The organism is Mesorhizobium sp. WSM3862 (assembly GCF_002294985.1).
Classification (GTDB): domain Bacteria; phylum Pseudomonadota; class Alphaproteobacteria; order Rhizobiales; family Rhizobiaceae; genus Mesorhizobium.
In genome coordinates, this window is record NZ_NSGE01000008.1 from 93,679 (window position 1) to 119,559 (window position 25,881).

General features: G+C 64.4%; 26 protein-coding genes. 13 read left to right on the plus strand and 13 right to left on the minus strand.

What is annotated here, in order from left to right; genetic code table 11:
• Positions 1-20: 20 nt before the first annotated feature.
• Together CK224_RS23275 and CK224_RS23280 are read left to right on the plus strand one after the other, a co-directional pair.
• Entirely contained in the window at positions 21-1,037 is a 1,017-nt protein-coding gene (locus CK224_RS23275) for a zinc-dependent alcohol dehydrogenase family protein (protein ID WP_095783362.1), read from the plus strand.
• 48 nt (positions 1,038-1,085) lie between these two features.
• A complete protein-coding gene (locus CK224_RS23280) occupies positions 1,086-2,243 on the plus strand; it encodes an arabinose transporter (RefSeq protein WP_245426141.1) in 1,158 nt (385 codons plus the stop codon).
• 61 nt (positions 2,244-2,304) lie between these two features.
• Here the strand turns inward: CK224_RS23280 and CK224_RS23285 are convergent, their stop codons facing one another.
• A complete protein-coding gene (locus tag CK224_RS23285; protein ID WP_141245854.1) occupies positions 2,305-2,823 on the minus strand; it encodes a hypothetical protein in 519 nt (172 codons plus the stop codon).
• A gap of 219 nt (positions 2,824-3,042) precedes the next feature.
• Between CK224_RS23285 and CK224_RS23290 the strand changes: the two genes are divergently transcribed.
• Positions 3,043-3,645 (plus strand): cupin, encoded by a 603-nt coding sequence (locus CK224_RS23290; RefSeq protein ID WP_095783468.1) that lies wholly within the window; start codon positions 3,043-3,045, stop codon positions 3,643-3,645.
• Between the two features lie 96 nt (positions 3,646-3,741).
• Here CK224_RS23290 and CK224_RS23295 read toward each other — a convergent pair whose 3' ends face one another.
• Positions 3,742-4,101: a hypothetical protein gene (locus CK224_RS23295; protein WP_095783365.1), complete on the minus strand. Its 360-nt coding sequence runs from the start codon at positions 4,099-4,101 to the stop codon at positions 3,742-3,744.
• A 149-nt stretch (positions 4,102-4,250) separates the two neighbouring features.
• Between CK224_RS23295 and CK224_RS23300 the strand changes: the two genes are divergently transcribed.
• The gene (locus tag CK224_RS23300) at positions 4,251-4,541 is read left to right on the plus strand and encodes a DUF982 domain-containing protein (protein WP_095783366.1); all 291 of its coding nucleotides are present in this window, start codon (positions 4,251-4,253) and stop codon (positions 4,539-4,541) included.
• A gap of 18 nt (positions 4,542-4,559) precedes the next feature.
• Here CK224_RS23300 and CK224_RS23305 read toward each other — a convergent pair whose 3' ends face one another.
• The 4 genes from CK224_RS23305 to CK224_RS23320 form a co-directional block, all read right to left on the minus strand.
• Entirely contained in the window at positions 4,560-5,129 is a 570-nt protein-coding gene (locus CK224_RS23305) for a DNA-3-methyladenine glycosylase (RefSeq protein WP_095783367.1), read from the minus strand.
• Entirely contained in the window at positions 5,119-5,445 is a 327-nt protein-coding gene (locus CK224_RS23310; RefSeq protein WP_095783368.1) for a hypothetical protein, read from the minus strand. The genes CK224_RS23305 and CK224_RS23310 overlap by 11 nt, the downstream gene beginning before the upstream one ends.
• A complete protein-coding gene (locus tag CK224_RS23315; protein ID WP_067321824.1) occupies positions 5,442-5,804 on the minus strand; it encodes a VanZ family protein in 363 nt (120 codons plus the stop codon). Before CK224_RS23315 ends, CK224_RS23310 begins: the two co-directional genes overlap by 4 nt.
• A 191-nt stretch (positions 5,805-5,995) precedes the next feature.
• Positions 5,996-7,144, minus strand: a complete 1,149-nt coding sequence (locus CK224_RS23320) for an amidohydrolase (protein ID WP_095783369.1) — start codon at positions 7,142-7,144, stop codon at positions 5,996-5,998.
• Positions 7,145-7,340: 196 nt separating this feature from the next.
• Between CK224_RS23320 and CK224_RS23325 the strand changes: the two genes are divergently transcribed.
• The 5 genes from CK224_RS23325 (at position 7,341) to CK224_RS23345 (ending at position 12,763) form a co-directional block, all read left to right on the plus strand.
• Complete coding sequence (locus CK224_RS23325) at positions 7,341-8,246, plus strand: alpha/beta hydrolase (RefSeq protein ID WP_095783370.1); 906 nt, start codon at positions 7,341-7,343, stop codon at positions 8,244-8,246.
• Positions 8,247-8,471: 225 nt separating this feature from the next.
• Positions 8,472-9,791 carry an aspartate aminotransferase family protein gene (locus CK224_RS23330; RefSeq protein WP_095783371.1) on the plus strand — a complete coding sequence of 440 codons (1,320 nt, stop codon included), beginning with the start codon at positions 8,472-8,474 and terminating at the stop codon, positions 9,789-9,791.
• Between the two features lie 24 nt (positions 9,792-9,815).
• On the plus strand, positions 9,816-10,967 hold the full coding sequence (locus tag CK224_RS23335) for an FAD-binding oxidoreductase (RefSeq protein ID WP_095783372.1): 1,152 nt from the start codon (positions 9,816-9,818) through the stop codon (positions 10,965-10,967).
• Between the two features lie 135 nt (positions 10,968-11,102).
• Positions 11,103-11,672, plus strand: a complete 570-nt coding sequence (locus tag CK224_RS23340; RefSeq protein ID WP_245426166.1) for an EF-hand domain-containing protein — start codon at positions 11,103-11,105, stop codon at positions 11,670-11,672.
• A gap of 137 nt (positions 11,673-11,809) precedes the next feature.
• A complete protein-coding gene (locus tag CK224_RS23345; RefSeq protein WP_095783374.1) occupies positions 11,810-12,763 on the plus strand; it encodes an EamA family transporter in 954 nt (317 codons plus the stop codon).
• Between the two features lie 454 nt (positions 12,764-13,217).
• Here the strand turns inward: CK224_RS23345 and CK224_RS23350 are convergent, their stop codons facing one another.
• Complete coding sequence (locus tag CK224_RS23350) at positions 13,218-14,273, minus strand: LysR substrate-binding domain-containing protein (protein WP_348628405.1); 1,056 nt, start codon at positions 14,271-14,273, stop codon at positions 13,218-13,220.
• A gap of 252 nt (positions 14,274-14,525) precedes the next feature.
• Here CK224_RS23350 and CK224_RS23355 point away from each other — a divergent pair, with 252 nt between their 5' ends.
• From CK224_RS23355 to CK224_RS23370, 4 genes are all read left to right on the plus strand, one after another.
• Complete coding sequence (locus tag CK224_RS23355; protein WP_095783376.1) at positions 14,526-15,293, plus strand: SDR family NAD(P)-dependent oxidoreductase; 768 nt, start codon at positions 14,526-14,528, stop codon at positions 15,291-15,293.
• Positions 15,294-15,301: 8 nt separating this feature from the next.
• On the plus strand, positions 15,302-16,066 hold the full coding sequence (locus CK224_RS23360) for a glucose 1-dehydrogenase (protein WP_095783377.1): 765 nt from the start codon (positions 15,302-15,304) through the stop codon (positions 16,064-16,066).
• A 234-nt stretch (positions 16,067-16,300) separates the two neighbouring features.
• Positions 16,301-17,854, plus strand: coding sequence for a trimethylamine methyltransferase family protein (locus CK224_RS23365; RefSeq protein WP_095783378.1), 1,554 nt, complete (start codon positions 16,301-16,303; stop codon positions 17,852-17,854).
• An 82-nt stretch (positions 17,855-17,936) separates the two neighbouring features.
• Positions 17,937-18,965 (plus strand): GlxA family transcriptional regulator, encoded by a 1,029-nt coding sequence (locus tag CK224_RS23370; RefSeq protein ID WP_176478001.1) that lies wholly within the window; start codon positions 17,937-17,939, stop codon positions 18,963-18,965.
• A 43-nt stretch (positions 18,966-19,008) separates the two neighbouring features.
• Here CK224_RS23370 and CK224_RS23375 read toward each other — a convergent pair whose 3' ends face one another.
• The 6 genes from CK224_RS23375 to CK224_RS23400 all read right to left on the minus strand — a co-directional run bounded on the left by CK224_RS23375 (position 19,009) and on the right by CK224_RS23400 (position 25,853).
• Positions 19,009-20,004 (minus strand): 4-hydroxyproline epimerase, encoded by a 996-nt coding sequence (locus CK224_RS23375; protein ID WP_095783380.1) that lies wholly within the window; start codon positions 20,002-20,004, stop codon positions 19,009-19,011.
• Between the two features lie 68 nt (positions 20,005-20,072).
• Positions 20,073-21,404, minus strand: coding sequence for an FAD-binding oxidoreductase (locus tag CK224_RS23380; RefSeq protein ID WP_095783381.1), 1,332 nt, complete (start codon positions 21,402-21,404; stop codon positions 20,073-20,075).
• On the minus strand, positions 21,401-22,918 hold the full coding sequence (locus CK224_RS23385) for an aldehyde dehydrogenase (protein ID WP_095783382.1): 1,518 nt from the start codon (positions 22,916-22,918) through the stop codon (positions 21,401-21,403). The genes CK224_RS23380 and CK224_RS23385 overlap by 4 nt, the downstream gene beginning before the upstream one ends.
• A complete protein-coding gene (locus tag CK224_RS23390) occupies positions 22,903-23,823 on the minus strand; it encodes a dihydrodipicolinate synthase family protein (protein ID WP_095783383.1) in 921 nt (306 codons plus the stop codon). The genes CK224_RS23385 and CK224_RS23390 overlap by 16 nt, the downstream gene beginning before the upstream one ends.
• A 109-nt stretch (positions 23,824-23,932) precedes the next feature.
• Positions 23,933-24,973 carry a betaine/proline/choline family ABC transporter ATP-binding protein gene (locus CK224_RS23395; protein WP_095783384.1) on the minus strand — a complete coding sequence of 347 codons (1,041 nt, stop codon included), beginning with the start codon at positions 24,971-24,973 and terminating at the stop codon, positions 23,933-23,935.
• Positions 24,966-25,853: a proline/glycine betaine ABC transporter permease gene (locus CK224_RS23400; RefSeq protein WP_095783385.1), complete on the minus strand. Its 888-nt coding sequence runs from the start codon at positions 25,851-25,853 to the stop codon at positions 24,966-24,968. Before CK224_RS23400 ends, CK224_RS23395 begins: the two co-directional genes overlap by 8 nt.
• Positions 25,854-25,881 lie beyond the last annotated feature (28 nt).

A 25,881-nucleotide genomic window follows, 5' to 3' on the forward strand; every position in this document is an offset into this window, starting at 1 on the left:
CGAACGAAAAGGAAAGCAAAATGCTCGCAACTGTTCTTCATAAGCCCGGCGATATCCGCTGCGAGGAAATCGAGGACCCGAAGATCCTTCGCCCGACGGACGCCATCATCAAGCTCTCGGCGAGCTGCATCTGCGGCTCGGACCTGTGGCCGTATCGCGGGCTGCAGCCGATCGATCGCCCGATGCATATGGGCCACGAATATTGCGGCATCGTCGTCGAGGTCGGCGCGGAGGTGCGCAACGTGCGCCCCGGCCAGTTCGTCGTCGGCTCCTTCTGCCTCTCCGACAACACCTGCCCGCATTGCCGCTTCGGCTTCCAGTCCTCCTGCGTGCAACGCGAGTTCATGTCGGGCGCGCAGGCGCCTTATGCCCGCGTGCCGCTGGCCGACGGCACCCTGGTGGCGACTTCCGAGGTTCCGGCGGCCGACCTTGTGCCTGACCTGTTGGCCGTCTCGGATGTGCTCGGCACCGGCTGGTATGCGGCGGATGCGGCCGAGGTGCGCCAAGGATCGACGGTTGTCGTCGTCGGCGACGGCGCCGTCGGCCTGATGGGCGTGCTCGCGGCGAGCGAGATGGGCGCGCAGCGCATCATCGCCATGAGCCGGCACGAGAGCCGCCAGAAACTCGCGCGCGAGTTCGGCGCGACCGACATCGTGGCCGAGCGCGGCGAGGAAGGCATCGCCCGCATCAAGGAACTGACTGCGGGCGTCGGCGCGGACTCGGTGCTGGAATGCGTCGGTACGGCCGAATCCTTCGACCAGGCGCTGGCCTGCTCGCGCCCCGGCGGCACCATCGGCTATGTCGGCGTGCCGCATGGCGTGAGCTTCGACGGCCAGAAACTGTTCTTCGGCCAGAAGCGCATGCTCGGCGGCCCGGCGCCGGTGCGCCGCTTCCTGCCCGACCTGATGGAGCGCGTGCTCAAGGGCAGGATCAAGCCCGGCAAGGTTTTCGACCTCAAGCTGCCGCTGACTGAGGTCGCTGAGGGCTACCGCGCCATGGACGAGCGGCGCGCGATCAAGGTCATGCTCGAGGTCTAGGCGCCGGCGATGGTCGCGACGGGCACTGCAGCCGATGAAAGCCGGACGATGGCGAGATTGCTGCCGATCATGGCGGCGGTCTTTGCCGGCTTCCTGCTCATCGGCCTGGCGTTGCCCGTCCTGCCGCTGCATCTGCATGACAGGCTCGGCTTCGGCCCGTTCGCCGTCGGGCTGGTGACGGGCAGCCAATTCGTCGCCTCGCTGCTCTCGCGCATTGGTGCCGGAAACTATGCCGATCTGCGTGGCGGCAAGCGGGCCGTCGCGGTCGGCCTTGTCGCCGCCGCGCTGGCCGGGCTTGTCTATCTCGGCTCGCTGGCTTTGCTCGCTCAGCCGGCCGCGTCCGCTACGGTGCTCTTCGTGGGCAGGGCGGTGCTGGGCGCGGCCGAGAGCTTTATCATCACCGGCGGCGTCGCCTGGGGCCTGGCGCTTGCCGGCGGACAGAACTCCGGCAAGGTCATCGCCTGGATCGGCATGGCAATGTTCGCGGCGCTGGCGCTCGGCGCGCCGATCGGGTCCGCGCTCTATGAAGCCGGGGGCTTCGCCGCGATCGCTCTCGCCACAATGGTCCTGCCCCTTGCAACACTGCTCGCCACTCTGCCGATGCGCGGCGTCAAGGCCGCCGGCAGCGCCGCGCGGCAGTCCTGGACGAGCGTCGCGCAAGCGGTCTGGCTTCCGGGCGTCGGAGCGGCCCTCAGCAGCCTCGGCTATGGCGCGATCCTGTCCTTCGCAGCACTGCTCTTTGCCGAGCGCGGCTGGCATCCGGTCTGGCTTCCCTTCACCGCCTATGCGGCATCGCTGATCGCGGCAAGGCTGTGCTTCGGCCACCTGCCGGACAGGCTCGGCGGCGCCCGCGTCGCCGCCATCTTCGTGGTGGTCGAGGCGGCGGGTCTTCTATCGATCTGGCTGGCGCCGGGGCCGCTCGTCGCGGCCATCGGAGCGGGCCTGACCGGGCTCGGCTACTCGCTGGTCTATCCGGGCCTCGGCGCCGAGGCGGTCGCCCATCTCCCCGCAAGCAGCCGCGGCCTTGCCATGGGGCTCTACACCGTCTTTCTCGACGTGGCGCTCGGCTTCGGCAGTCCGGCGCTCGGCCTGATCGCCGCGTCCGCCGGGCTGCGGTTCGTCTTCCTCGCCGCCGCCGCGGCGGCACTTCCGGCTTTGGCCATCGCGCTCTTGCTTCGCCGCAGGTCAGCCCGGGCAAGGATGTAAGGGCAAGCGCGCCGCCGCTGCGCCGTTTCTGCAGGTCGTCGGATCGGCTCTTCGGTCAGCTTCAGGGCACTTCGGCCCACAACCGGGCGGCAAAGCCGCGCTTGTCGAGCACCCAGGTCTCGCCGGTCACCACCGCCTTGCCGTCCAGGCATTTGTAGGAATAGAGCGCGTCGTGACCGGTCGCGAAGGCTGGCACGACGTCGTCATTCGGGTTGGCCTTGCAGAATTCGGCCGCGCCGGGATTGTCGCGCGCGGCGTTCATTTTGGCGCAGGGCAGGTTTGCCCCGACGAAGCAGGCCAGCACCTTGCCGTTCATGCAGCGGTAGTTGGTCTGCGCCTGCAGTTCCGATTCCGCCGGCGCGCCCTTGGCGTCCGGAAAGAGCTTCCTGAACGCCTTGACCGTGCCGCCGTAGAGCTCGTGCGAGTAGGCGCGGGTCGTATCGTCGTTCTTCACCTGGCGGCACAGTTGATGGAGATTTTGGGCCTTTGCCGCGCTGCCTGAAGCGAGCACTGGGAAGGCGGATGCCGCAAGCACCACCGAAACGAAAACGCCGATGGTCGAAAGGCAAAATGCACGCATTTTGAACTCCTCGGGAAGGGCGCGCGGCCATTCCTGGCGTCGCGCATGGACGCCGGCAACCTCCCGCAGCTTGACCGCTGCGATGCCGGGAAGCAATGGGGGTCGCTCGTGCCGCGATCGTGCGTCGCCAACCTCTGGAACCAAGGCCGTCCCCACGGGTTGAGTTCAGTCGGCCGAGGTCGCAAGGCGTTGCAAGCGGCACTTATGGAGGGCCCGGCTTTGAGCATTGTCGAGAGCATCAAGAAAGCAGCGGAGAAGCTGACTGGGATCGCAAGACCGGGCACGTCCAGGCTCGCGGATCTGGTCAGGCAGAGGAAAGCCAATGCCTTCCGCTTCAAGGACGACGGCCTGGTTCCGAACCATCCGTCCTGGCCGCTGATCGTTTACCGCGGCGCCGTGACGTTGCCGGACGATCTCGATCCGGCAGCCGTCTTCGAGGAGCTATTCAAGGCGAATGGCTGGGGCGGCAGTTGGCGCAACGGCATCTACGATTATGTCCACTACCACTCGCGCATCCATGAGGTGCTGGGCATTGCGCGCGGCACGGCCAAGGTGCGCTTCGGCGGCGACAAGGGCCGCGCGCTCACGGTCAAGGCCGGCGACGTCGCGGTCCTGCCGGCCGGCACCGGTCACCAGCGGCTCTCGGCTTCCGACGATTTCCTCGTCGTCGGCGCCTATCCGCCCTCCGGCACCTATGACGAATGCACCAAGCCCGAGCAGCATGCGGAAGCGCTACGCATGATCCCGAAGGTGAGCCGGCCGCGCAAGGACCCGGTCTATGGCCGCGACGGACCATTGCTGAAGGCGTGGGGCGAACGCTGAATGCAAGCATCTCGCCATCAAGCGAGGCCATCCCCACCTGCGCCTTCAACAAGAAACAGCGGCCGCCGATTCGAAGTCGCAGCGGCGCGCCTTCGCCTACGGATACTGCGTCTTCTTCGGCGCGTAGGTTGCCGGATCGAAATCCAGCTCCTTGGGCAACGGCTGGCTGGAGCATTGCAGGTGCACCTGGCGGGCAAGAAGCCGTCGCTGTTGCTGCTCATGCTCCTTCACCGCCGCCACCATCCCCATGCTGTACGGACCGAGCAGCACGCCAAAACCCCAGCCGGGATGCTCCTTTTCGCGCACGTCGTAGTCCGAGGCCGCAATGCGGGCCTGCTGGCATTCCGGCGAGGCCCATTTCGGGTCCTGCTGCGACAGCTTCGCTCCGTAGTCGACCGGAGAGGTCACGCATCCAGCCAGCGCCGCGTTGAGCGCAAGGATCATTGCGATTCGCATCCGCAAGCCTTTCCTAATGTGCGGGCGAGAAAACACACACGGAGGCTTCGGGCAAGCATCCGTCGACGGGAACCAAAATCGCTTTCGAGCTGCAACCGGCCTGCGGGACGCGCGTTGTCGAAGCAGCTTACCTCATGGAGCCCACAGCAATGCCCGCCAAGCGTTTCTCTCAGCCCGTCGCAATCTTCGTCGGGCTAGGCTTTCCGCGCGAGATAAACACCGTCTTCGAGGCCTATCAGTTTCTCGACGAATGGACGGGCAGCCGCAGCCCGACCTACGCAACGACCCTCGCGCTGTGCCGGGCGGCGGTCGCGGGTGAACAGGATGCCGAAGCCGCACGCGTCGCCTTCGAAGCGTTCGCGAGGTCGCGCGGCATTCTCGCTGCCGAAGCGATGGAACTGGCCGCGGCGCGTGCCGCGCAGGAATGGATGGCGGCGTGATCGATCGCTATCGATCTGTCAAAACTTCCGGCTGACATAAGGCGATCCGCCGAGGCCGAACCGCCACTGCGCCTCCACGCCCTTCGTGATGCCGATCCTGCGTCCACTCAAAATAGCGGCCGCGTTGGTTTCCGAGGCGGAAAACTCGAAGGGCGGCGCGATGAGCGACAGGCCGTTATGCGAGCCGTCGACGCCCAGCGCCTGGCAGAGCTTGCCCGGGCCGGAGCATAGCAGCCTGTCATCGTCGGTTCCCCGCCTGTCGCGCATGGCGGCGATGCCGGATTGCGGCTGGATCGCGCGGATCAGCACGGCGCTGCCCGGCAGGCACACCGCATTCAGGCACCAATGCAAGCCGTAGGAGCGATAGACATAGGCCGTGCCGGGGGCGCCATACATCGGCGCGTTGCGCGGCGTGCGGCCGCGATAGCTGTGCGAGGCCGGATCGTCGGGGCGATAGGCCTCGGTCTCGACAATGATGCCGCCGACGCCGACGAGGCCGAGCCGCGCGCCGATCAAGGCGCGCGCCACAGTTACGGCTTCGCGCGCGAAGAAAGTGTGGTGCTGGTCGGCATGAGCGCTAGGCGGCATGGCGATCAACGCTCGTCAGGTAAGCCATGATCATCCTGCGGCACTGGTCCATCGCGCGTTCGCCGGCGACGCTGACGGGGTGCCGTTCGATGGCGCGGTGGACCACGTTCTCCAGGAGTGTCTCGATGAGCGCTGCCGCATCGCCCAGATCGAGGTCGGGCGCGATCTCGCGCCGGTGCCGCGCCAGCTGGCTTTTGATGATCGTCGCGATCCGGTCGCCGACCTCCCGGACCTTTTCCGCGCGATAGCGGCGCCAGCGAAGAACCCCAAGCGGGTTCCGCCGAGCTATTATCCGCTCTGTGGTGCCGGGATTCAAATCCTCGGACCTGCCGAACGATCGACGGCCCTGCTCGCGACGGCAAACACAATCCGCGCCAAGGCAATCCCGATGAGGCCGGCCGCCGCTTTCACGAGCGCATCCTGGAGCCGGGCATGCCGGCCGGGATCGACCGCCTGCAGCAATTCCAATAGGCCGGCCGCGGCGCAGACAAACAGCATTGCGTGCATCAGGCGGGCGCGGAATCCGAAGGCCAAGGCAAGGCCGAACAGGGCATAGGCCAGTGCGCGTTCCATGTTCGCCTCACCGAGATGCGGGCGCATTTGGACGGGTGAGAGGGTGGCAAACGTGATGGCCGCCAGCAGCACGAGGGCGGTAAGACGGGAGATCGAGGTCATTCCCCGCTCATACAAGCGGCAAGCCGGCATAACAATACAGGGCGCTACGCGGCACACGCAAACCGCCGGCGAAAGCTGTCCGGCCGGCCCTGCGCACCGTCTCAGTTCAGCGTTTCATGGAAAAGGTGAACTGCCCTGTCTCTCTGTTCCGACGCAATTCCGGCCGGAGAATGCGCCTCCTTTCCAGCCGCTCACCCCAGCAGATTGCGCGCCGCGCGCATGAAGATCTTCGAACCGATCGGGATCAGGTCGTCCGGGAAATCGTAGTCGGGATTGTGCAGCGCCGGGTAGCGCTCGCCGGCGCCGAGGAAGAACATCGCCGACTTGGCGCTATGGCCGAAGATGCCGAAATCCTCCGAGGCCCGCATCGGCAAGGCTTCCTCGCCGCGCGACACGCCTTCCTCGTCCAGCGCGCGCTCGAGATGCTGCACCGCGTGAGGCGCGTTGACGCTGGCCACGAAAATCTCGTGATAGTCGTGGCGGACGGAAAGGCCGTGTTGGGCGGCGATTCTTGCCGCCAGCGCCTCCGCCGCTGCAACCAACTCCGCCATGCGCTCGTCGCGGCGGGTGCGCAGGGTCGCCCACACCTCGGCGTAGCCGGGCGCAATGCCGAACACCGCTTCGCCCATCGAGCAATGGGTGACGGTGACCATAGCGAAATCGTCGTCGGCAAAGGTGCCGCGCCCGAGCGCCGGCAATTGAGGCATCAACTCACTGACCGCCAGCATCGGCGAGCTGCCGGTCTCGGGCATGGAGGAATGCGCGGTCTTGCCTTCGAGCACGATCCGCATGCCGCGCGAGGCGCAATTCACCACGCCGGGTTTGAGCCTCACTTCGCCGAACGGCACACCCGGCAGATTGTGCAGCGAGAAGGCGAAGTCAGGCTGGATCTCGGAAAAGCGCGGATCGGCAACGACGCCGGCCGCGCCATTGCCGGTCTCTTCCGCCGGCTGGAACATCAGCACCACGCGGCCGCGCGCCGGCCTCTGGCGCCCGAACTGGCGGCCGAGCGCAGCCAGAATCGCGGTATGCCCGTCATGGCCGCACATATGCGACTTGCCCGGCACCTGCGAGGCATGCGCGACGCCCGAAAGCTCGTGGATCGGCAGCGCGTCGAGCTCGGAGCGAAACAGCACCGTCGGCCCGGCTTGCCCGCTGTCATAGACCGCCGCCACGCCATGGCCGCCGAGCCCGGTCAGCACCTTGTCGGGCCCGGTATCGGCGAGGAAGTCGACGACCTCCTTCGCCGTCTTCTCCTCTTCGTTGGAGATTTCCGGCTGCCGATGCAGCTTGCGCCGCCATTCCGTCAGCTCGACCAGGTCTCGGTTGGTCAGGGTCACGTTCGTCTCCGCGTGGTTTGCAGCTAACACAAACACAATAGGGTTCTGCTCGCGCCGTGCCATGCCGATCAATTCAAATAGTCCATGCGCGAATTCGCTGACGCAGCTTGACACATCCAGCGACTATCCCAACGATTTCCGTTGCCAAAGCTCAAAGCGCTACTAGTCGCGGCGCGCTTGGTCGTGGGGCGTAGAAATGAGCGGTGCGGGCGAAAACCTCGCTCTAAAGGAAATCAACGCAATTCGCGCCTTGCTGGCGTCGAAGCCGCGGCCGGTGGGCTGGGACGAACGCCGGGCGCGGCTCGACGAGGTCGGCTCGTCCTGGCCGGTTGCGGGCGATATACGATGCGCGGCGGTGGTCTTCGACGGCCTCGCCGCGGAGTGGTCCCTGGCGCCCGGGTCCGGCACGGACAAGGTGCTGCTCTTCTTCCACGGTGGCGGTTACTGCTCCGGCTCGATCAAAAGCCATCGTCGAATGGTGACCGAGGCCGGCCGGGCAATGAGAATGCGCACGCTTGCGGTCGGCTATCGGCGCGCCCCGGAACATCCCTTTCCCGCGCAGCACGAAGACGCGCTCGCGGCGTGGCGCTTCCTCGCCGAGCAAGGGATCGCGCCGGATCGCATCGTTGTCGGCGGAGACAGTGCCGGCGGCAATCTCAGCCTGTCACTGGTCGGCCGGTTGCGCGCGGCGGGCGAGCGGTTGCCGGGCTGCCTTTGGCTGGTCTCGCCCTGGACGGATCTTTCGATGTCCGGCACGACATTGTCGGCCAAGGATGCGATCGACCCCATCATCCACCGGGCCTATCTGGAGGAACTGGCGGGCGCCTATGTTCCGCATGATGTGGACCGGCGCGATCCGCTGATCTCGCCCTTGTTTGCCGATCTGACCGGATTTCCTCCAATGCTGATCCAGGTCGGTTCCGCCGAAACGCTGCTGTCGGACGCGACGCGGCTCGCCGAGGCCGCCGGTATAGCGGACGTCGAGGCACGCCTCGAAATTTGGCCGCATATGATCCATGCGTGGCCGGTCTGGAATGCGCAATTGAGCGCCGGGCGGCGCGCGCTTCTGAGCGCGGGCAGCTTTGCCCGCGAATTTGTGTAGCCACCGGCGGCTAGGCAGGATTGGCATGTTCCCGACCTGACCGCTTTGATGCTCGGGCCGCGCCTGGCAGCTCGATGTCGCGAAAACGATATCTGTGGCCCGCGTTGCTTGGCCGGGCTGGCCGCTTGCGGACATTCGGGGGCGAGCAATACGATCCTCACCGGGTGAACGACTCCAGCTTCCGCTGCAGCTCCGCTTCGCTCCCCCAATTCGCTTCGGAGAACCATGCCGCACTATCCAGACGCGATGCCCCTGTCGAAGACCCTGTTCGAACGTGCCAAGAAGGTGATGCCGGGCGGGAACACGCGCACCACGGTCTTTGTCGATCCGTTTCCGATCTATGCCTCGCGCGGCGAGGGGTGCAGGGTCTGGGATGTGGACGGCAACGTCTATTACGACTGCATCAACAATTTTACCTCGATGATCCATGGCTACACGCAACCGGATGTGGCCGCCGCGGTGGTCGACCAGCTGCCGTTCGGCACGGCCTTCGGCGCCCCCACGGTCAGCGAGATCGAGCTTGCCGAGCTGCTGGTCGAGCGGTTGCCCTCGGTCGACCGGATCCGCTTCGCCAACTCCGGCACCGAGGGTGTGATGATGGCCATCAAGGCCGCGCGCGCCTTCACCGGGCGGCCGAAGATCGTCAAGATCGAGGGCGCCTATCACGGCTCATACGACTTCGCCGAAGTCAGCCTCGACAGTACTCCCGCCAATTGGGGAGACATGCCGAATTCCACGCCCTATGCGAGGGGCACGCCGCGCGGGGTGCTGGACGATGTGATCGCGGTGCCCTTCAACGACAGCGAAGCGCTGCGCGCGGTCTTCGCCGCTGAGCGCAATACCATTGCCGGCGTGCTGATCGATCCCATGCCGAACCGCGCCGGTCTCATTCCTGCGCGGCAGGATTACCTGCACGCCATGGTCGAGATCGCCCATGCGGCGGGTGCGCTGGTCATTTTCGACGAGGTGATTTCGTTCCGCCTCGGATATTCGGGCGCGCAGGGGCTGTGGGGCATCCAGCCCGACCTGACGGCGCTGGGCAAGATCATCGGCGGAGGCTTTCCCGTGGGTGCCGTCGGCGGCCGGGCCGACATCATGGCGGTGTTCGATCCGACCCAGGGCAAGCCCGCTTTGCCGCATGGCGGCACCTTCACCGCCAATCCGGTGACGATGCGCGCCGGGCTTGCCGCGATGCGGGCGCTGACCAGGGAAAGCTTTGCCCACCTCGATCGCCTCGGCGCGTTGTTGCGCGACGGGATCGCGGCCTCATTGGGCAAGCATGGTCTTGCCGGCCAATGCGTCGGCCTGGGCTCGCTCTTCAAGGTCCATTTCACGTCGCATCCGGTCACGGATTACCGGTCCGTCTATCCCGGCCAGGCCGAACGCAGGAAGCTCGATGCCTTCCACAAGGGCTTGCTTGGCCGCGGCGTCTTGTCGGCCAGCTATGGCCTGTTCGCGCTGTCGACACCGATGACCGAGGCGGACGCCCGCGCCATTCTGCAGGCGATCGACGAGACCCTGGGCGAGATCGCTCGCCAGTCCTGAGACAGGCCGACAGGAGGATCACGGATGACAGCTTCTCCTCATGTGGTGGTGATCGGCGCCGGCACGTTGGGTTTGTGCTCGGCCCTCCACCTTGTCGAACAGGGCGCGCGCGTGACCGTGCTCGAAGGCCAGTCGATCGCCTCCGGATCGAGCGGCAGGTCGGTCGGCGTGGTCGGGTCGCAATTCACCGATCCGTTCGAGATCATGCTTCGCGTTTATGCGCTGCGCCGCTTCCGCCAATGGGAGAGCCAGGGGCTTGGCTTCAACCATATCGGCTACCTGCGGCTGGCGCGCACGCAGAAGCAGATGGAGCTGTTTGCAAAGTCGGTGGAACTTCAGGAAGCGGCCGGCCTGCGCTCGCGACTCTATCGTGCGAACGAACTCACGGAACTCGTGCCGCATATCGACCCGGATGGCCTGGAGGGTGGGCTGTTCGGGCCCGACAATGGCTTCCTCGACCCTCACGAGATGTGCACTTTCCTGGCGCAGGCGGTCCGCGCAGAGGGCGGCGAAATCCGCCAGTATCGCAAGCTGCTCGGGGTAAGGCGGCGAGCGCGCGGCTACACGCTGGAGACCAGCGGCGATCCGATCGATTGCGATGTCGTGGTCAATGCGGCAGGAGCCTGGGCGCCTCAGGTCGCCGAGCTCTTCGGCCAGCGCCTGCACATTTGGCCCGAGCGTCACGAGGCGGTCGTCATCCATCTCGACGAGCCGCTCGGCTACACGATGCCGATGGTCATGGATCTGGTGAACGGCGAGGGAAGCGGCCTCAATTTCCGCCATGAGAAAAGCACCGAACTGATCGCCGAGATCCACAAGGTGGACTCGCTCGCGCCGGAGGATCCCGACAATTACAACGACCAGTGCGAGGAACGATCGAAGGTCAGACTGGCGGAGCTTCTCCTCGAGCGGCTGCCCGACCTGCCGGGCGCGCGGCTTGGCCGGGGTTGGGCCGGCCTTTACCCCGTGTCCGCGGACCATCGCCCCTTCGTCGGCCCGATCGATGCTTCCGAGCCGACATTGGTGACCGCCGCCGGCGCCGGCGGCTACGGCATTCAGCTGGCCCCGGTGATCGGGCAGATCGCGGCCGACTGGGTTCTTCACGGCGCCCCGATTTCCGCGCCCGGCACCGAGAGCCTGCTGCCGTCGGCAGCGCGAAACATTGCTCTTAGGTGATTGAGCGATGGAGCTTGGCGGGATGTCGAAGTCCGTGTCACGCGCCTAGGAGCGCGCCGGCATTCTGCAGGCTCGAAACACTTCTTGGGCCATCGGCGCTTCGCGCGGAACCATCGGATCGAGAGCAGGTTGGTTGTGCATCTCAGTTTGAGAGACAGTCACAGCTCAAGGGAGAACCCGATGAAACTTCCGTACAGAACTACAGCCGCCGCTGCTGCCTTGCTATTCATGAGCTTCCCGGTCCTTGCCCAGACAAGTGCTGCGCCGGAGCCCACGCCGATTCCGCAGAAGCCCGGACCGACCGCGACACCGGAAGCCAATGCTCAACCCGCAGGTCCGACGCGCGAGATGATCCGCCAGATGATCGACGACGCGCTCCAGGAGAAGCTGCAGGAAGATCGTTCGGCTGAACAGGGACCCCGGCATGGCGGACGTTGGCACCGCGAAGACAGACAAGCGCGGCGCGACGGCGACAGAATGGCTGGCAGGCCTGATCGGATGGGACCGCGCATGATGCCCCGCGCCCGTATGCAGGTCATGTTCGCGATAGTGGATGCCGACGGCGACGGCGCACTGTCGCAGGGCGAAGTTCAGGATATCGTCGGCAGGATCTTCAACGCCGCCGACGAGGATGGCGACGGCAGCCTCGACCTGGACGAGCTGCAGTCGTTCATGCATGGCTCCGGTGGCGGGCGCATGCGGTAGCGGCGCCGAAGCACATCCAGCCAGAGCGAAGCATCTTAGCCGCCGCTGTCCATGGAAGCGCATATATGTGACGGCCAGGGATTGAGATATATTGCCGCCATCCTTGGGCGCTGACGTTCTTTGAACGGGGGCATGACATGCAGGCGGTGCCGATAGCTCATCCGGCGGAACAGTCCGCCGCCGCCTCGGTACCTTCGCTCTCCGGCTATCCGGCCGCGGTGCTGTGCTGGCTGCTGTCGGCCGGCGTATATATCGCGGCCAAATGGGTGGCGCCGGAAATGCCGCCCTGGGGACTCTGCTTCTGGCGGCTTGCGCTCGCCTGCGCCATCCTGCTGCCGATCGTGCATCGTCATCACGGGGCGATGATCGCGCTTCTCAAATCCCGGCCGCTGGAGATCGCCGCCGTCGGAGCGATCGGCCTGACGCTCTGCCAGGGCATGATCTACCGCGGCCTCGCCGACACTGACGCGACCACGGCCGGCATCATCATGGCGCTGTCTCCGGTCATGACGATGGTGCTCGCGCGTTTCGTGCTCGGCGAGCCGCTCGGGCTTTGGCAGGCGCTCGGCGCGGTGGTTGCGCTCGCCGGCATGCTGGTCATCGTCGCGCATGGCGACCTGACGGCGCTGCTCCAGCTCCAGTTCAATCTGGGTGAATTGTGGATCGTCGGTAGCGCGTTCTGCTGGGCGCTCTACACCGTGCTGGTGCGCCGGTCCAAATTCGGCATCGAGTTGTTGCCGCTGGTGGTGCTCCTGCTCGGCGCCGGCGCGCTCGTCGCCCTGCCTTTCCATCTGTGGGAACTGGTCAACGACGAGCGCTCCGCCTTGAACGCCCATGGCTGGCTCGCGCTCGCCTACCTGGCGGGCCCGGGCGGCGCCCTGATGTACTATCTCTACAATCGCAGCGTGGCGACGCTCGGCGCCAGCCGGGCGAGCATGCTGCTCTATCTGCAGACGATGTTCGTCGCCATCCTCGCCTATCTGCTGCTCGGCGAGAGCCTGCATGACTACGATCTCATCGGCGCCGCCTTCATCGTCGCCGGCATCGTGCTTGCCACGATGTTGAAGCCGCATGCGGCTCGCGTCGCGTAGCCCGGTGATGGCAAGTGCAAGGAAAGCGTGTACCGCATCGGCGCGGTCGATCGTTCGAATGACACGGTCTGTCGACACCCTGGCACGGGAGCGGCCCGGAGCCCTTGTGGGTTTGGTGGCGAAAGGCAAGGGCCACCGGGCCTAACCGGCGGGGACCTAGTACGGGGACTTCGCTAAGAGGGCACCGGCTGATAGAAATATGCGCTAATGCTAATACAATTGAAACGCATCCCTAAGGACGATGGCCAGACTGGCCAGCTTAGGTAAATATCGGCCGTGCGCTTCGCATGCTCGGCCATTCGGACGACCGAGGCTACGGCAAGGCATCGAAGCAAGCGCCTATCTGATCTGGAACCCGTGGGCCAGCGGATCGCGGTCGTCGACGAAGATGGTGTCGTGGCCGACACTCCGCGCCCAGCCCGCCGACGCTTGGCCGAGGCTGCGGCAGCGAGCTCTAGCTCGCTCGTTCCTCTGCCGCCACTTCCCGGATCCAGCTGCGCAGGCTCTCTGCAGCGGGGGAAAGCTTACGATTGTCATTCCAGGTGAGATAGTAGCCGCCGGGCGCCGGCAGTTCGAGATCGGTCAATCTGACCAGCTTGCCTTCGTCGACCTGCGCGTTGACCAGGCGGTGCCAGCCAACCGCAACGCCCTGGTCGGCCTGGGCGGCTTGCAGCGCCACGAAAAACTTGCCGAAGCGCCGACCTCTGGTCGAACCGTGGGGCACGCCGGCGCGTCGCAAAACTTCGTCCCAGCCGGCCCAATCAGGATCAACCCAATCAACATGCAGCAGTGGCAAGTCAGCCAGCGAGTCCGCCGTTGCATCGCGATGCCTGCTCGCAAAGCCCGGACCGCAAACCGGGTAGATGGTCTCGTCGAAAAGCAACTCGGCGGTTTCGTCCGGCCACGACCCAAATCCGTAGCGGATGCGCAATTCGACCTCGGCGCGGCGATAGTCGCGAGGATTGTCCGAGATCAGGTGATCAACGGAAATGTCCGGATGCCGCGTCCAGAAGACCGGCATGCGCGGGATCAGCCACATCGATGCCAGCGCATCCGAGCAAGCCAGGGTAACGTTCTTCGAACGATCGCCGCGCTTCACATTTCGGACAATGTCGGCGGCTCGCGAAAAGCCGCTGGCCAGCACGCCATAAAGATCTTCGCCTGCGCTTGTCAGCGCCACGCCGCTGCCGAGGCGGGTAAAGAGCGGCACTCCGAGCTCGTCCTCGATCGCTTTGATCTGTCGGCTCACGGCGCCGGGAGTGACGTTGAGTTCCGCAGCCGCCAGCTTGAACGACAGGTGCCGGGCGCACGCCTCGAAAACCGCCAACGCGGTCAATGACGGCAGGTCATAATAGCGGCGAACCATGTCCAAACTCTCAACACTTCGATGATCGCGCAGCGCCACAGCCTGAGCAAGAGAGGCCCGACTTGTCCGAAACTGCCTGCAGCCGATGCGATAGCGGTTTCGACAGCTATGGCGGCGATCCCCCAACCCTTTGCGGCGGACCATAGGAGAATCCAACCCGCCCAGCCCCGCCTACCGCGACGCCTTCCAATCAGCGTCCGACACCGCTGCCATGAGGCACCTGCCGTCAATATCGTCAAAGCGTGCGAATGATTTTTCTGCGCGCTGCCTCTGTACGAGTTTTGGCGCCGCGCAACTCAACAAGGAGGTGAGTCTTTTGCAGGCCCGCGCCGCTGGCCTTGGGCGGCGGTTTCGAGAATATGCACTGAACTCTCCCCTACGAAGATGGCTCGAGCAATGACGGATACTGCGAAGAAGACGGTCGTGATAACGGGCGCGGCCGGAGGCATTGGGCAATCGATCTGCAGACAGTTCATTGCCAACGGCTATCGTGTGATTGCCGGCGACGCCGACCAGGCTGGGCTGGACAGGCTCGGGGTCGAGCTCAACGGAGGCGAAAAGAATGTCTGGAGCAAGGCCGGCGATCTCCGCAACAAGGCCTATTGCGAGGATTTGATCGACCATTCCATCCAGGCCACAGGGCGTCTGGACGTGCTTGTCAACAACGCCGGCATCATCACCCGCGGAAACATCCTCGAGACGACCGACGACGACTGGGAGCGGACGTTCGACATCAACCTGAAGTCGATCTTCTACACGTGCAGGCAAGCCATCGGTCACATGAAGGGCCACGGCGGCGGCGCGATCGTGAACATCGCATCCTGCTGGGGACTTTACCCCGGGCCTGGCCACGCGGCCTACTGCACCAGCAAGGCGGCCGTGGCGGCGTTCTCGAAGTGCCTCGGCCGCGATCATGCCGGTGATGGGAGAAGGGTCAACGCGGTGTGCCCGAACGAGGTCAACACGCCGATGCTGCGCACCGGCTTCGCCAAGCGCGGTTTCAATCCCGACACCGCCATTGCAGAGCTCAACAGGTCCGTGCCGCTCGGCCGTATCGCCGAGCCGGAAGATATCGCCGAGGTGGTCTATTTTCTGAGTTCCGACGCCGCTCGCTACGTCGCGGGCACGACAGTCGAAGTCAACGGCGCAAAGCCTGTCTATTGAGGATACACATGGCCGACAGATTGGCAGGCAAGATTGCAATCATCACCGGCGGCGGACGCGGCATCGGTGCCGGCATTACCCAGCGCTTTGTCGAGGAGGGGGCAAAAGTCGCCATTGTCCAGCGAAATGCCCCGCCCGACGAAATCCTCAACGAGCGCACCATTTATGTGAAAGCCGATCTTTCGAATTCCCAGGACATTGCCTCGGCCGTCGAGACCGTCGTTGAGCGGCTTGGCGGGCTGGATATCCTGGTCAACAACGCCGGCATCATGTTCGAGAAGACAGTCGACGAGATGACCGAGGCAGATTGGGACCAGATGATGGACATCAATCTGAAGGCTCCGTTCCTCCTGACGAAAGCGGCAATGCCGCATCTTCGCAAGCGCGGCGCTGCAAGCATCGTCAACATCGGCTCGATCGAAGGGCTGGCGTCCAATCCGGGGCATCCCGCGTATTCGGCCTCGAAAGCGGGCATCCACGGCTTCACGGCAGCGGTCGCCGTGGACCATGGGCATGAGGGTATCCGCTGCAATGCCATCGCGCCGGGCTGGATCAATTCAGACCTCAGCGAGGTCTACATCGACAGCATGACCGACAGCGACCGCGTCCGCAGGGAACTGCTTGTCATGCATCCGGTCGGGCGTCTCGGCCAGCCAACGGACGTCGGAAACCTCGCGGTCTGGCTGGCTTCGGAAGAAAGCGCCTTCGTCACCGGTCAGGTCTACGTCATCGACGGCGGCCGCACCAAGAAACTTCCGCTGCCGGTCTCGTGAAGCTGAAAGCTCGGCAATCCGTTACAGGCTCACAACGCGACTAGGGACAAGCTCGACCAGGCCCGAAGCCTGCGTCGTGACCGTCGGACGGCGACGGCTGTTCAGCACTGGAGCTTCGGCCTTTACGCGCTTTTGCTCAACAGGCGCGTGAGACTTTTGCAGTAGGTGAAATCTCCCTGTTTCGGCAATAGTTCCGCCAGCACAAGGGCTGCAAAGTTTTTCTCGGAGACCGCCATGACTGCTCAATTGCAAGTTTCTCGTAGAGGTGGGCGGGAGGCGCGACGGACCATCCGCACGGCACCGAAGATCGATATGCTGCCGACGCTCCAGCGCGGCCTGCCGGTTGTGGAGCCGATGGATGCCGAGCAGGTCGAGCGTATTCATGAGGCTTCCCTCGCGATCCTCGAAGACGTGGGCGTCGTGTTTCGCGACCCGATCGCGATCGAGGATTGGAAGAGGGCCGGTGCCGAGGTCCGAGCGGACGACCGTGTTCATCTCGACCGCGGCCTGGTCATGGAACTCATCAAGACCATTCCCTCAAGGATCGAGTACTTCGCCCGCGACCCGGCGAAAAATGTCGAGCTCGGCGGGCCGAAGTCGATCTTCGTGCCGATGACCGGTGCGCCCTACATGCGCGACCTCGACGATGTCAGGCGCGGCCCGACGATCGCGGATCTCGGGACCTTTCACAAGCTGGCCCACATGATGCCGGCGCTGCACTCATCGGCGCACCACATCGTCGAGCCGATGGACATCGTGGTCGCGCATCGGCACCTGCACATCACCTACTCGTCGATGAAGCATTCCGACAAGATGTTCATGGGCATGACGACTTCGCCCAAGAATGCCGAGGACGTGCTCGACATGTGCGAGATCCTGTTCGGCGAAGGCTTCCTGGAGACACACTCGGTTGCGACGGGCAATTGCAACGGCAATTCGCCGCTGGTCTGGGACCAGGTGATGCTCGGCGCCATGCGCGCCTTCTGCAGGCGCAACCAGCCGGTGCTGTGCTCGCCCTTCGTTCTGGGCGGCGCCAATACACCGGCCTCCACAGCCGCCGCTGTCGCGCAGCTCAATGCCGAGGCGCTCTCCGCGCTCGCCTATACCCAAGTGATCCGCAAAGGCTGCCCGGCGATCTACGGGCACTATCTGTCGACGGTCTCGATGCAATCCGGCGCCCCGATGGCCGGGACGCCCGAGATCTCGCTGATGAACTTCATGATTGGCCAGATGGCGCGCCGCTACAACGTGCCTTGGCGCACGTCCAACCTGCTCGGCGGTGCCAAGGTATTCGATGCCCAATCCGGCTATGAGAGCGCGATGACCATGATGGCGGTGCTGATGTCGGGCGCGAACTACATCTGGCATTCGGCGGGATGGAACGAAGCCGGCATGCACTGCTCGATCGCGAAGTTCGTCGTCGATGCCGAGGTCTGCTCGATGGGTTATCGGATGACGCAGGGAATCCAGTGGGACGACTTCGATGAGGCCTTGGCTGCCGTGCGTGACGTCGGGCCGGGCGGCCATTATCTTGGCCATCCGCACACGCAGGCGAATTTCGAGCGGGCCTTCTTCATCCCGAAGCTGTTCGACAACAACTCGATCGAGCAGTGGTACGCGGACGGCGCCAAGGACATCAAACAGCGGGCACTCGAGCATGCCCGCAGGCTACTGGCCGAATACGAAGAGCCCACGCTCGATATAGCGAAAGACGAGGAGCTGCGCGCCTACATCGACCGACGCTCGCGCGAGATCCCCGCGGTCGATGCGCTGAACGAGGAATACTGAGCGTGACCCCCGAGCCCGGAACGTCCGGCAAGCCAATCGGCATCTACGGCGCCTGATGAACGCGTCCGCGAACATAAGGGCCATGAAGTCTTGCGCCACGCCGGAGATTTCGGCGATCGCCGACAGGCCCTTCGACCTGGTGGTTTTGGTGTTGCCCGGCTTCTCGCATCTGGCGCTCCACGCCTATATCGAACCGTTTCGCATCGCCAATACGATATCGCGCTTGCCACTATTCCGCTGGCGGATCGCGGGAGTGGACGCTCGGCCTGTGGAAGGTGCGAACGCCCTCTCCATTGCAGTCGATGCAACAATCGATGAGCTGGGTTGCAAATCGGACGATCGCAAGCCGGACCAGCTCGCGATATTGGCGGGCGAACCGGTCGAACGGCAACTGACCTCACAACTTAATGGATTTCTGCGCACGATTGCACGTCGCGGCGTTTCGATATCGGCGGTTGGAACGGCGACATGGCTGCTGGCGCAGACCGGTCTGCTTGCGGGAACGCGTTGTACGATCCACTGGTCTCGGCTCGCCGCATTTTCCGAAGTTTTCAATCAGCCGCGAATACGAGACTCCCTGTTCGTCAAAGACGGACAATATTCAACTTGCGCCGGCGAGCTGGCGGCCTTCGACCTCGCGATCGATCTGATCGGCAGTCATGCCGGCGGGTACATCGCGCAAGAGGTGTGCCGGCATGCGACCGTAGAGGGCCAGCGCTCAGGCTCAAACCGGCAGACCGGCCCGACCGGTCTTGCCTTCGCCGGGGTGAGCGACAAGCTCGTGATGGCGATGCGGATCATGGAAGAGAATGTGGAATTTCCGCTCTCCATGGATGAGGTTGCACATCGGGCCGGAGTGTCACGGCGCCAACTCGAACGCTTGTTTGCTGCTCATATCGAGGTGCCGCCAGTGCGGCACTATCTGCGGATACGCACAGACCATGCCAAGCGCCTGATCGAAGGGACGCGCTTGCCCATCATCGATATCGCCATGGCGTGCGGCTTCATATCCGCCTCGCACTTTGCAAAGTGCTTCCGGGCGTTCAACGGCATCTCGCCGCAACAATGTCGCGCGATGGTGCCGGCCTGGGTCGGGCCTGGCCTGGGGTAGGGGCCAGCCGGTTGGCCATGCCGGCGCTTGTGTCCGCTTGCCGTCAGCGGATCTGGAACCCATGCGCGAGCGGATCGCGATCGTCGACGAAGATCGTATTGTGGCCGATGATCTGCGCCCAGGCGTCGATGCTCGGCTTGATGCCCTTGAACGGACCGATGTTAGTTTCCACCTCGACGCGGCCCTTGAACACCGTGCCGATCAGGCTCTCCTGACGGAACGTCTCGCCGACCTTCAGGCGGCCCTTGCCATGCAGTTGCGCCATGCGCGCCGACGTTCCGGTGCCGCCCGGCGATCGGTCGATCGCCTTGTCGCCGTAAAACACCGCGCCGCGGCCGTCGCCATCGCCTGAAGGCCCGTCGCACCAGATGGCATGATGCACGCCGCGTATCCTGTCATCCTCCGGATGGATTGGATCGCAGTTAGGCGCCAGCGCGTCGCGCAGCCGCCGGCTGAGCTCGACGATGTCGCTGGCCGACATGCCGTCCAGACCCTGCCAGTTCTGTTGCGGCTGGACCACCGCGTAGAAATTGCCGCCATAGGCGATGTCGACGACGAGCCGGCCGAGACCAGGTAGATCGACGCCGACATCGGCGGCATGCAGGTAGCTCGCGACGTTGAACATGCGCACGCTTTCGACGAAGGCGCCCGGCTTGTCATACTCGATGTCGACCCTTCCTGCCGGCGTCTCGATCGAGAGCTTGCCCGGGACGCGCGGCGTGACGAGCCCTTCCTCGAGCGCCGCCGTCACCAGTCCGATCGTGCCGGCGCCGCACATGGGCAGGCAACCGCTGACCTCGATGAAAATGACGGCGAAATCGCAGTCCTCGCGGTAGGCCGGATAGATGATGGCGCCCGACATGATGTCGTGTCCGCGCGGCTCGAACATCAGCGCTCGCCTGATCCAGTCATGCTCGCGCATGAACAACTCGCGCCGCTCGGCGATCGGGGTGTGCGGCAGCAAGGGGCCGCCGCCGGCGACGAGCCGGACCGGATTGCCGCAGGTGTGGGCGTCGATGCAAAAGAAGCTGCGGCGCATGATCTTTCTCATTTCCCATCAAGTGGACGTCGCCATCCGGGCCACGTCCTCACATTGCCCCGCCAGGCTCATCCCTCGCGGCCAGCACGCAATTCCTGCAAACGGATCACCGTGTTGATGCCCATCCACGCGAACGGCTCGGGAGGAAGCCGCGCGGGTTGCGGTTGATCCGCATATTTGTCGAGCATTTTCGACCGGGTGCCGGTCGCGAGATCCGCGGCCATCACGCCCGCGAGCGTGCTTTTGACGGTCCCAAGACCGTTCTCGCAGCACGCCGAATAAAGGCCGTCATCGATCTCGCCGAAGGCCGGCACGTGGTTGCGGCTGAGGCAAAGCCGTCCGGCCCAAACATATTCGAACGGCACATCCTTGAGGTCCGGAAACCTGGCATCGAGTGATGCCCGCTGCTCGGCGGCGATGCCGGCCAGGCGCTTCTCGCTGACCCGAACGGGCCAGTCATAGGTGAACCGGGTCCGTATCACGATCCGCGAGAGCCCGTCGCTGGTTATCTTCCGGACCGTGGCGCCCATCGGATCGGCCGGCAGCAAGGCCCACCGGTCCTTGCCCGTCGACGTCGCGGTGAAAGGGGCGGTCATCGATGCATAGGTGAAGATGTGCATCAGGCGGCTGCGGAAATAACCGAAATCATCGATATGGCCGTTGACGCCGAGGATGATTTTCGGCGCGGTGACGCTTCCGGTGCGCGACACCGCCTTCCAGGCTCCTCCCGCCCGGGTGAGCTTGAGCACCGGCGAGTGCTCGAAGATGTCGACTTTCGGTGCGAGCCCCGCCGCGAGGCCGCGGATATAGTCGGCGGGCTGGATCATCACGGCACCGGGCGTGTGGATGCCGCCGAGATAGTAGGACGACCCGGTAATTTCCCGCATGTCGCTCGCGTCGAGGAAGCGATGCCCTTCGCCGATCGCCTTGAGCGAGCGGCCGTAATTGGCATTGAGCGTCATGCCGCGCTCGGTCGCCGCGGCATTGATCTTGCCCGAAGGATCGAAGGTGCGCGCGGACATCCCGTATTCCGCGGCCGCCTCGGCGGCGAAAGCGATCGCGAAGCGGTTCTCGGCGATCTCCGCCTTTGTTTCGGCCTCACCGGCGACGGAATATTCGCCCGACGACAAATTGTGCGGGGTGTCGATCATATAGCCGGAATTCCGGCCGGCGGGGCCTTTGGCGACCTCTCCGGCTTCCAGCAGGACGATCCTGTCGCCGGGCCGAAGCTGGACGAGGCGCCGCGCCGCCGAGAGACCGGCGAAGCCACCACCGATGATCAGCCAGTCGGCCTTGATGTCGCCGTCGAGCGTGCGGACCGGGAAGCAGCGTTTGCTGATCGCCTCCCAGCCCGAGGTTCCGGAATCGGCCGGAAGACGCTTGACGACGAGGTCGCTCATCTGACGGTCTCGTCAACCGAGCGATCCGAGACGTCGATCCAGACCGTCTTCAATTCGCAGTAGTTGTCGTGGGCGAAGACCGACTTGTCGCGTCCGCCGAAACCGGATTCCTTGTAGCCGCCGAACGGCGTGCTCGCGTCGCCTTCGCCGAAGCAGTTCACGGTGACGACGCCGGCGCGGATTTCGCGCGAAAGCTTGATCGCCTTGCGCAGGCTCCCCGTATAGACGGACGCGGTCAGGCCGTAATTGGTGTCGTTGGCGAGCGCGATCGCCTCGGCCAGCGAATTGAACGTCGTCACCGACAGGACCGGCCCGAAAATCTCCTCCTGGAACAGGCGGCTGGCCGGCGTGACACCGTCAAAGACGGTCGGCTCGACATAGGCGCCCTTATGCGTGGCGCCGCCATGGGCGAGGGCGAGCTTTTCGGTTTTGGCATCGGCGAGAAAGGATTTCACCTTCTCGAAATGGCTCTTGCTGACCAGCGCGCCGATGCGGTTTTCAGGGTCGAGCGGATCGCCGGTCTTCCATTCGCGCATGTAGGCGCCGATCCGCTCAAGCAACTCGTCCTTGATCTTGGCGTCGACGATGAGCCGCGAGGTGGCCGAGCAGTTCTCGCCCATGTTCCAGAACGCGCCGTTGACCACCTGTTCGGCGACGAGGTCGAGGTCTTCGGCGTCGTCGAGAACCACGGCCGGGTTCTTGCCGCCGCATTCCAGCACGACGCGCTTGAGGTTGGAGTCGGCCGCGTAGCGCAGGAAGCGCCGGCCGGTCGGCGTCGAGCCGGTGAATGCCACCATGTCGACGCCCATATGCATGCCGATCGGCTCGCCGGCCTCCTTGCCGCCGCCCGGCACGACATTGAAGACGCCGGCCGGGATGCCGGCCTCATGAGCGAGCTCCGCGACACGCAGCGTGGTCAGCGTCGTCTCCTGGGCAGGCTTGACGATGACCGAGCACCCGGCCGCAAGCGCCGGGCCGATCTTCCAGGCCAGCATCAGCAGCGGAAAGTTCCACGGCAGGACGCAGCCGACGACGCCGACCGGCTCGCGCACGACCATGGTCAGCGCCTTCGAGCCAACGGGCGCGGTGTTGTCGTAGAGCTTGTCGATCAGCTCGGCATGCCAGCGGATGGTATGGATCGTGTCCGGCACATCGACGGTCTGGCATTCGCGGATCGGCTTGCCGCTGTCGAGGCTTTCCATGACCGCGAGCTCGTGGCGGTTGCGCTCCAGGAGCTTGGCGAATTTGAGCAGGACGGTCTTGCGCTCGCCAGGCGCGAGATGCTGCCAGCGGCCGTCGTCGAAGGCCTGCCTGGCCTTGGCCACGGCGAAGTCGACATCGCTGGCGTCGCAAGCCGCGATGTCGGCAAGCACCTCGCCGGTCGCCGGATTGGTCGTTCTGAAGGTCTTGCCGGAATTCGCCGGGCGGAAGCCTCCGTCGATGAAGGCATTGGTCGGGAATTGAATCTCGGCGGCGAGCGCCTTGTATTCGGCGGCGGTCAAAGGCTCATGCATTGGTTTGCTCCCGACGTGATCTGGGCGACCGTCCGCTTCAGCGTGGCGACGACAGTCTGGAGGGATCGCTTTTCTTCCGAATTGAGAGGCCGCAGCGGAGCGCGCACGCCGCCTGCCTTCAGGCCGATCAACTCGCATCCATGCTTGATCGACTGGACGAACTTGCCGCATTCGAGAAAGTCCATCAGCGGCAGCATCGCGCTCATGATGGCGCGGCCCTTGTCGAAGTTCTTTTCGAGCACGCAGGCCTCGTAGAGCGCGACGTGCTCGCGCGGCAGGAAGTTCGAGCCGGCGCAGACCCAGCTCCTGGCGCCCCAGGCGAAGAATTCCAGCGCCTGGTCGTCCCAGCCGCAGGAAAGCGAGATGTGCGGGAACTTGCGGGCAAGCCGGTGCAAATTGCCCATTTCGCCGGAGCTTTCCTTGATGGCGACGACGTTGCGGGATTTGCCGACGCGGGAGAAATACTCCTCGCCCATCATCACGCCCATGCGGGCCGGATAGTTGTAGAGCATGATCGGAAGGTTGGCCGCGCGGTCGACGGTGAGCGCATGAACCGCGTTCTCGCGCTCCGTCGGCAAGGCATATGGCGGCGACGAGACGAGGATCGCGTCGGCGCCGATCTCCTTCGCCGCCTTGGCATATTCGACCGAATCTTCGGTCCTGGTAGCGCCTGTGCCGACGACCAGCGGAAGGCGGGTGCCGATCACCTGCTTGGCATAAGCACCGAGCTCGAAGCGCTCCTGGGCGCTTTGGGCATAATATTCACCGGTCGATCCACCAACGATGATGCCGTGCACCTTGGCTTCGATGAGCGACTCCAGAACATCCGCGAAAGCGGCGTCGTCGATCCGCCCGTCGGGGCCGAGCGGCGTGATCGCCGGTGTATAGATGCCTTCGAATTTCAAGATAATTCTCCATCAATGGAGTGGCGATTTCGATCAATAGGCTGTTCGGCAAAACAGGGGCGTTTGCGAACGCTCGCGTCGTCGCTTTCCGAGAACGCAATTGCGTACCTCACGCGACGGCCCCGGATGAAAGAGCCGCCGTGATCTGCCGCAGCGAAATCAATCCGAGCGGCCGGCCGCCGTCGCCTGTGACGAAGGCTGAATCATAGGAGGAGTTCGTCAGTTCCTTGGCAGCGGTCTCGAGCGTCAAGCCGGACTTCAGCTTCGGCAGCGATCTGCTCTCGGATTGCAGGAGGGATTCCATGATGGCATCGACCTTGATGAAGCGGCCGCGATTGACGTCCTTGACAAACCGCTCGATGTAATCGTCCGCAGGGCGCAACAGGATGTCCTGGCTATCGCCCTGCTGGATGATCGAGCCATCGCGCAAGATGACGATCTGGTCGCCGAGCCTCAGCGCCTCATCGAGATCGTGGGTGATGAAGACGATGGTCTTTTCCAACTCGGTCTGCAGTTCGAGAAGCATGGTCTGCATGTCGGTCCGGATCAGCGGATCGAGAGCCGAGTAGGCTTCGTCCATCAGCAGGATCGAGGCATTGTTGCTCAGCGCGCGCGCAAGTCCGACGCGCTGTTGCATGCCGCCAGACAGTTCGTTCGGATAGCGCGTCTCGAATCCGGAAAGCCCCACGCGATCGATCCAGCCCATGGCCGTATCGCGGCTCTTGGCCGCTTCGACACCGCGCACCTCCAGGCCGAACGTTACGTTGTCGATGACGGTCCTGTGCGGCAGGAGTCCAAACCTCTGGAACACCATCGCTGTGTGATTGCGTCGGAACTCCCGCAGCTCCAGCTCGGACATATCGAGGACGTTACGCCCATCGATCATGATCGAGCCGGACGTCGGCTCGATAAGGCGGTTGATGTGCCGGATCAGCGTCGACTTGCCCGAGCCCGACAGCCCCATGACGACCTGGATCTTTCCGGCCGGCATGGAGATGTTGATATTATTCAAACCCAGGATTTGTCCGTGCACCTTTGCCAGTTCGGCCTTGGTCATGCCGCTGCGGACCGCGTCGACATGTTGCGCCGGCGACTTTCCGAATATCTTGTAGAGGTCACGGATTTCGATTGACGCGTTGTTGCTAGTCATGTGCTGCACCCCGGTGCTTCTGCAGGCGATGCCCATAGGCCTGGCTGATGCGGTCGAAAATGATCGCGATGCCGACGATGGCAAAGCCGTTGAAGATGCCTTGCGTGAAGTACTGGTTGGCGATGGCTTGCAGAACGTTGAGGCCGAGCCCCTGCACGCCGATCATCGAGGCGATGACCACCATGCCGAGCGCCATCATGATCGTCTGGTTTATGCCGGCCATGATTGTCGGCATGGCGAGCGGGATCTGCACTTTCCAGAGCTTTTGCGAGCGCGAGCAGCCATAGGCGTCAGCGGCCTCCAGGACCTCCTTGTCGACCAGGCGGATGCCAAGGTCGGTGAGGCGGATGATCGGCGGGATGGCGTAGATCACCACCGCGATGAACCCCGGCACACGGCCTATGCCGAGCAGCATGACGACCGGAATGAGATAGACGAAAGGTGGCATCGTCTGCATGACGTCGAGCACCGTCTGCATGACCCCGCCAACGCGCTTGTAGCGGTTCATCAGGATGCCGAGCGGGATGCCGATGGCGATGGCGAAGATGGTCGAGGTGAAGACAAGCGAAATCGTCTTCATCGCATCTTGCCACAGGCCAAGAAGGCCGATGGCGATGAGCGTACCGACGACGGCGGCGACCACGGCCCAGCGCCGTGCCGCAAACCAGGCGATGACGGCCAGGGCGATCACGACCAGGGGCCAAGGCGCGTTCGAGATGGTGCTTTCGAAGAAGATGAGGACGCGCTGCAGCGGATAGAAGAAATCCTCGATCGATTGACCGTAGCCGCGCGTCAGCGCTTTCAAAGCGCCGTCGATGGCCCGCTTGACCGCAAGCAGGAACTCAGGGTCGAGTTGAGGGAATCTGAAAAGCCAATCCATGTCGCGATGCCCTATTGTGAGTGCGCCA

Excerpts from the sequence above, each read along its gene's own strand:
- CK224_RS23330 (WP_095783371.1), top strand. The coding sequence starts at position 8,472 with ATGCCGCACTATCCAGACGCGATGCCCCTGTCGAAGACCCTGTTCGAA.
- CK224_RS23370 (WP_176478001.1), top strand. The coding sequence starts at position 17,937 with ATGAAGTCTTGCGCCACGCCGGAGATTTCGGCGATCGCCGACAGGCCC.
- CK224_RS23355 (WP_095783376.1), top strand. The coding sequence starts at position 14,526 with ATGACGGATACTGCGAAGAAGACGGTCGTGATAACGGGCGCGGCCGGA.
- CK224_RS23300 (WP_095783366.1), top strand. The coding sequence starts at position 4,251 with ATGCCCGCCAAGCGTTTCTCTCAGCCCGTCGCAATCTTCGTCGGGCTA.
- CK224_RS23350 (WP_348628405.1), bottom strand. The coding sequence starts at position 14,273 with ATGGTCCGCCGCAAAGGGTTGGGGGATCGCCGCCATAGCTGTCGAAAC.
- CK224_RS23375 (WP_095783380.1), bottom strand. The coding sequence starts at position 20,004 with ATGCGCCGCAGCTTCTTTTGCATCGACGCCCACACCTGCGGCAATCCG.
- CK224_RS23400 (WP_095783385.1), bottom strand. The coding sequence starts at position 25,853 with ATGGATTGGCTTTTCAGATTCCCTCAACTCGACCCTGAGTTCCTGCTT.
- CK224_RS23315 (WP_067321824.1), bottom strand. The coding sequence starts at position 5,804 with ATGACCTCGATCTCCCGTCTTACCGCCCTCGTGCTGCTGGCGGCCATC.
- CK224_RS23305 (WP_095783367.1), bottom strand. The coding sequence starts at position 5,129 with ATGCCGCCTAGCGCTCATGCCGACCAGCACCACACTTTCTTCGCGCGC.
- CK224_RS23275 (WP_095783362.1), top strand. The coding sequence starts at position 21 with ATGCTCGCAACTGTTCTTCATAAGCCCGGCGATATCCGCTGCGAGGAA.
- CK224_RS23285 (WP_141245854.1), bottom strand. The coding sequence starts at position 2,823 with ATGCGTGCATTTTGCCTTTCGACCATCGGCGTTTTCGTTTCGGTGGTG.
- CK224_RS23385 (WP_095783382.1), bottom strand. The coding sequence starts at position 22,918 with ATGCATGAGCCTTTGACCGCCGCCGAATACAAGGCGCTCGCCGCCGAG.
- CK224_RS23345 (WP_095783374.1), top strand. The coding sequence starts at position 11,810 with ATGCAGGCGGTGCCGATAGCTCATCCGGCGGAACAGTCCGCCGCCGCC.
- CK224_RS23360 (WP_095783377.1), top strand. The coding sequence starts at position 15,302 with ATGGCCGACAGATTGGCAGGCAAGATTGCAATCATCACCGGCGGCGGA.
- CK224_RS23395 (WP_095783384.1), bottom strand. The coding sequence starts at position 24,973 with ATGACTAGCAACAACGCGTCAATCGAAATCCGTGACCTCTACAAGATA.
- CK224_RS23295 (WP_095783365.1), bottom strand. The coding sequence starts at position 4,101 with ATGCGAATCGCAATGATCCTTGCGCTCAACGCGGCGCTGGCTGGATGC.
- CK224_RS23365 (WP_095783378.1), top strand. The coding sequence starts at position 16,301 with ATGACTGCTCAATTGCAAGTTTCTCGTAGAGGTGGGCGGGAGGCGCGA.
- CK224_RS23380 (WP_095783381.1), bottom strand. The coding sequence starts at position 21,404 with ATGAGCGACCTCGTCGTCAAGCGTCTTCCGGCCGATTCCGGAACCTCG.
- CK224_RS23325 (WP_095783370.1), top strand. The coding sequence starts at position 7,341 with ATGAGCGGTGCGGGCGAAAACCTCGCTCTAAAGGAAATCAACGCAATT.
- CK224_RS23335 (WP_095783372.1), top strand. The coding sequence starts at position 9,816 with ATGACAGCTTCTCCTCATGTGGTGGTGATCGGCGCCGGCACGTTGGGT.
- CK224_RS23280 (WP_245426141.1), top strand. The coding sequence starts at position 1,086 with ATGGCGAGATTGCTGCCGATCATGGCGGCGGTCTTTGCCGGCTTCCTG.